The organism is Longimicrobiaceae bacterium (assembly GCA_035696245.1).
Classification (GTDB): Bacteria; Gemmatimonadota; Gemmatimonadetes; order Longimicrobiales; family Longimicrobiaceae; genus DASRQW01.
The window spans coordinates 1-4,360 of record DASRQW010000428.1; the positions used below are offsets into that span (position 1 = coordinate 1).

Genomic DNA, 4,360 nt, shown 5'->3' on the forward strand with positions numbered 1-4,360 from the left:
GAGGGAGCTATTTCGTTGCGGGATGACGATTGTGCGTTGCGGGAGCTGTGGAGGGAGGATCGCGGGTTTTGAGGCTGCGGGTGCTCGGGCGTGCCGCGTGGAGCGCGTTCTGCGCGCGCCGCGCCCGCTGCACAGCATCTCGTTCTTCTGACCTCGACCTGCCCCGGCGCAACACTGTATTGCACCCCTAAATCCTGCACCTACAAGCAGTTCTCCCCTCTCCCGCTTGCGGGGGAGGGGCCGGGGGAGGGGGCGCCTTTCCGCAGCGACACCGCCTCCGCATCGCTACCGCGGCACATCCCTGGAATCGGGCACGCCGCGGGGATATCTTGACGGGCGCACGATCTACGCTCACCGCACCGGCTCTCGCATGCTCCGTCTGCACGACTACCGCTACGTCCGTCCCGCCAGCGTGGGCGAAGCCGCGGGCTTCCTCCGCGCGCACGAGGACGCGATGCCCATCTCCGGCGGCACCGACCTGATGCCCAACATGAAGCACCGGCTCTTCACGCCGCGCTTCCTGGTGGCGCTCAAGGGCATCCCGGAGATGCACGGCATCGGTTTCGCGGACGCGGACGGAATGCCCGTGGCGGACGACTCCGCGGATGCGCGGCAGGTAGTGATCGGCGCGGGAACCACCCTCACGCAGGTGGCGCGGCAGCCGCTGGTGCGCCGCATCTACCCGTCGCTTGCGGAGGCGGCCGGCAAGGTCGCCGGGCCGCAGATCCGCAACCAGGGCACGCTGGGCGGGAACCTGTGCCTGGACACGCGCTGCACGTACTACAACCAGTCGTTCTTCTGGCGGCAGGCCCTGGGGTTCTGCCTCAAGAAGGACGGCACGGTCTGCCACGTCACCAAGACGGGCAAGAAGTGCGTGGCCGCCCACTCCGCCGACACCGTCCCCGTGCTGATGACCCTCGGCGCCGTCGTCGACCTCGTCTCGGCCGACGGCCAGCGCACGGTGCCGGTCGAGAGCTTCTTCGTGGCCGACGGCGTGTGGAACACCGTCCGCCGCCGCGACGAGCTTCTGGTGCGCGTCCGCATCCCCCTGCCCGCGCCCGGCCTGCGCACGGCGTACACCAAGGTCCGCCAGCGCGAGTCGGTGGATTTTCCGCTGCTCTCCATCGCCCTGGCCGCGCAGGTGGATGCGGACGAGACGCTGCGCGGCGTTTCGCTCGTCGTCTCCGCGCTGGGCTCGCGGCCGCGCGTGGTCGCCGGCCTCGACAAGCTCGCCGGCCTCAAGCTCGCCGATGCGGCGGACGCCATCGCCCAGCAGGCGTTCAAGCAGTGCCACCCGCTGGAGAACATCATCGTCGACCCGGATTGGCGCCGCGCCATGGTGCCCGTCTACGTCCGCCGCGCCGTGGACTCGCTGGCCGCCGGGCACGTCCGCCTCGCCTCGTAGGACGCATCCGCCCTGGCGTGACCCGGCGGGCGGCGGGGAGCTTGCGATCCGTCGCTGCCGCGGGCGCGGAATGCATCTGACCGCCCGTCGCGAGCACTCGTCCCGTGTCGCCGGGGTGCGTATGGACATCGGTGCGTGGGTGGGAAAGGCAGCGCGCCCCGTCATCTCGGTCGCACGCGCATGGCGGCGGAAGCGGCTCCCGGCGGGCGTCCACGTCTCGCTGGACTGGGACGGGTACGCAACCACCGGCCCGGCCTATCTCTGGCGCGCCGTCCGCATCACGGTTGCGGCGGCGAACCACGAAGAGTTCGTCCTCGCAGCGGGCGCGTTCGAGTTCAGGACGCACGACGAAGCGGACTGGATGCCTCTCGTGGCCCTCGCCGACGTGCTGGTGCTGCCGATCACGGTCCCTCCGCACCGGGTCTTCGAGGAACGCGTGAGCGGCGCCACGCTGGCGAGCGGCCTCCCGGCACGGCCGGAAGGTTCCGGCGCGGTGCAGATCCGCCTCCTCCTGTCCGACCCGGACGACGTCCGCCTCGCCAGCCAGCCGATCTGGGTGACGGTCGACGAGCTGACGAACGAGCGCTTCATCTGACTCGTCCGGCGCAGCCCCGGCTTCCGCACCGCCTCCTCTTCCAAGGAACGGCTTTCGGTAGATGTCCGGCGGGGTTCCTCGATCCCGCGGCACCATCGCGCTCCCTCTCCGCCGATCCCCTCGACCAAGCAGCCGATGCCGCTCTCCCGACGCGTCTCCGCCTACGCCGCCACGCTCGTTCTGGCCGCGGCGCCCGCGCCGATCTCCGCCCAGCAGGCCGTCGCACGTCCCACTGATCCGACGATCCAGGGCTACTTCCGCCAGGTGCGCGAGGGCTTTTCGAGAAACCGGGCGCTGGCGGTCACGGCATTCGTGGAGAAGTTCTGGCGCGTGCCGGGCAATGCGGGATTCGACGCCAGCATCCGCCGCGTGGCCGCGCTGCTGGACAGCGCGGGCTTCGTCCCGCAGGAGCGCGCGACGGCCGCGGACCGGCTCACGTACCGGGTCGAGAGCCGCCCCATGACGCACCCGACGTGGGAACCGGTGGATGCGTCGCTCTCCATCGTCGGAAGGCCGGGCGGGCCCCTGCTGCGGTGGGCGACCAACCGCAACATGCTGTCGATCAACTCATTCTCCACACCGGCCGGCGGCGTGGACGTGGAGGTGGTCGATGTCGGCGCTGGACGGCCGGAGGACTTCGCGGGGAAGGACGTGCGAGGTAAGGCGGTGTTCGGCGCCGCGGGCGCGGGGACGCTTGCAAGGCTCGCGATCCCGGCCGGCGCCGCGGGCGTGCTGTCGTACTCGATGCCCGCGTACACGCAGCCGGAGACCCATCCCAGCTCTATCCAGTTCAGCACCATCCCGCTCGACCCGAACGGGCGCGCCTGGGGCATCTCGCTCTCGCACGCCGCGTACACGGCCATGCGTGAGGCGCTCGCCGCCGGACCCGTCCGCGTGCACGTGGCGGTGGATGCACGCAGCTGGCGCGCGCCCGAGCTGACCCTGGTGGCCGACGTGCGCGGCGCGGTGAAGCCCGACGAGCGCTTCGTGTACAGCGCGCACGTGCAGGAGCCGGGTGCGAACGACAACGCCAGCGGCGTGGGCACGCTGGCGGAGATGGCGCGCGTCACCGCCGGCCTGGTCCGCTCCGGCGAGGTGAACCCCGGCCGCACCCTGACGTTCATCTGGGGCGACGAGATCACCGCGCCACGCCGCTACCTAGCGGAGGATGCGGTGCGGGCCACGGGCGTGCGGTGGGGCCTGAGCCTGGACATGGTGGGCGAGGAGACGCGAAAGACGGGCGGCACCTTCCTGATCGAGAAGATGCCCGATCCGTCTGCCATCTGGACGCGCGGCGACGACCACCACAGCGAGTGGGGCGGGGAGGCGCTGGAGGAGAAGGACCTGCGGCCGCACTACTTCAACGACTTCGTGCTGGGCCGCGCGTTGGACCAAGCGGCGGTGACCGGCTGGACCGTGCGCACCAACCCGTTCGAGGGTGGCAGCGACCACACGCCGTTCCTGGACGCGGGCAAGCCTGGCCTGCTCTTCTGGCACTTCACCGACGTCTACTACCACACCGACGCGGACCGCTTGGAGATGGTCTCTCCCGTGGAGATGACGAACAGCGGCGTCTCCGCCCTCGTCGCCGGCCTCACCCTCACCTCGGCAGACGGCGCCACGGCCCGCTTCGTCGTGGGCGAGATCGAGCGCGCCGCCATTGCCCGCCTCGCCACGGAGGCGCGCCTGAGCGCCGCGGCCATCGCGGCCGGCGGCGACCGCGCGCACGAAGCGCACATCCTCGCCACCTGGACGAAGTGGTACGCCGACGCCCTCCGCTCGGCGGACGACATCGAGGTAGGCGGCTCGTCAGCGCAGACGCGCGCCGCTATCGCCGCCGCCGTCCAGCGAGTCGAGCAGGCGGGCGCACGCTACGAGCGCGAGCTTCGGTAGCGGACAATGAGCCGGGCAGCGGTGGCGACCCGCAGCCACCCGCACCCGGCTCGGCAACCCTTCGCGGGCGGTACGTCAGAAGTTGAACACGGTCGCGCGGTACGTCTGCGACCCAGGGTGAGGGTGCTCGCCGAATTGTTGCGCGCGACGAAGGTGACCACGCCTGCGCCCCACACGCCTTCCTGTACGATTACGGCAGTAGCAAGTCGCGTAGTCCCCAGATGCGCAGCTCCGCCGAAGGGACGACGGAGGCTCGGACGTGAGCTGCTTGATGTCCGACAGCTGATGTGGTGGGGCTGTCGAGGGAGCGGAGAGCAGGGGTGAAAAGGAGGGCGGGCCCAGCAGATTGCACGGGCCCGCCCTCTTCTTTTCGCAGGCCGAGATGCTGTCGTTTACGGAAGCTGTGCGTCGCGGATCTCGCGGTGGTAGCGCTGGCGGTCGCGGGCAGCGGGGATGTCTTCGGCGCG

Annotated in this window: 3 protein-coding genes; all 3 read left to right on the forward strand. The window is 70.8% G+C overall.

The window, feature by feature from the left end; all coding sequences use genetic code 11:
* Positions 1 to 370 precede the first annotated feature (370 nt).
* The 3 genes from VFE05_19230 (at position 371) to VFE05_19240 (ending at position 3,893) form a co-directional block, all read left to right on the forward strand.
* Positions 371 to 1,405, forward strand: a complete 1,035-nt coding sequence (locus VFE05_19230; protein ID HET6232215.1) for an FAD binding domain-containing protein — start codon at positions 371 to 373, stop codon at positions 1,403 to 1,405.
* 139 nt (positions 1,406 to 1,544) lie between these two features.
* The gene (locus VFE05_19235) at positions 1,545 to 2,000 is read left to right on the forward strand and encodes a hypothetical protein (GenBank protein HET6232216.1); all 456 of its coding nucleotides are present in this window, start codon (positions 1,545 to 1,547) and stop codon (positions 1,998 to 2,000) included.
* 135 nt (positions 2,001 to 2,135) lie between these two features.
* Positions 2,136 to 3,893, forward strand: coding sequence for a M28 family peptidase (locus VFE05_19240; GenBank protein HET6232217.1), 1,758 nt, complete (start codon positions 2,136 to 2,138; stop codon positions 3,891 to 3,893).
* Positions 3,894 to 4,360 lie beyond the last annotated feature (467 nt).

Bases quoted from the DNA above. Each gene is read 5' to 3' on its own strand.
- VFE05_19240 (HET6232217.1), top strand. From the start codon at position 2,136: ATGCCGCTCTCCCGACGCGTCTCCGCCTACGCCGCCACGCTCGTTCTG.
- VFE05_19230 (HET6232215.1), top strand. From the start codon at position 371: ATGCTCCGTCTGCACGACTACCGCTACGTCCGTCCCGCCAGCGTGGGC.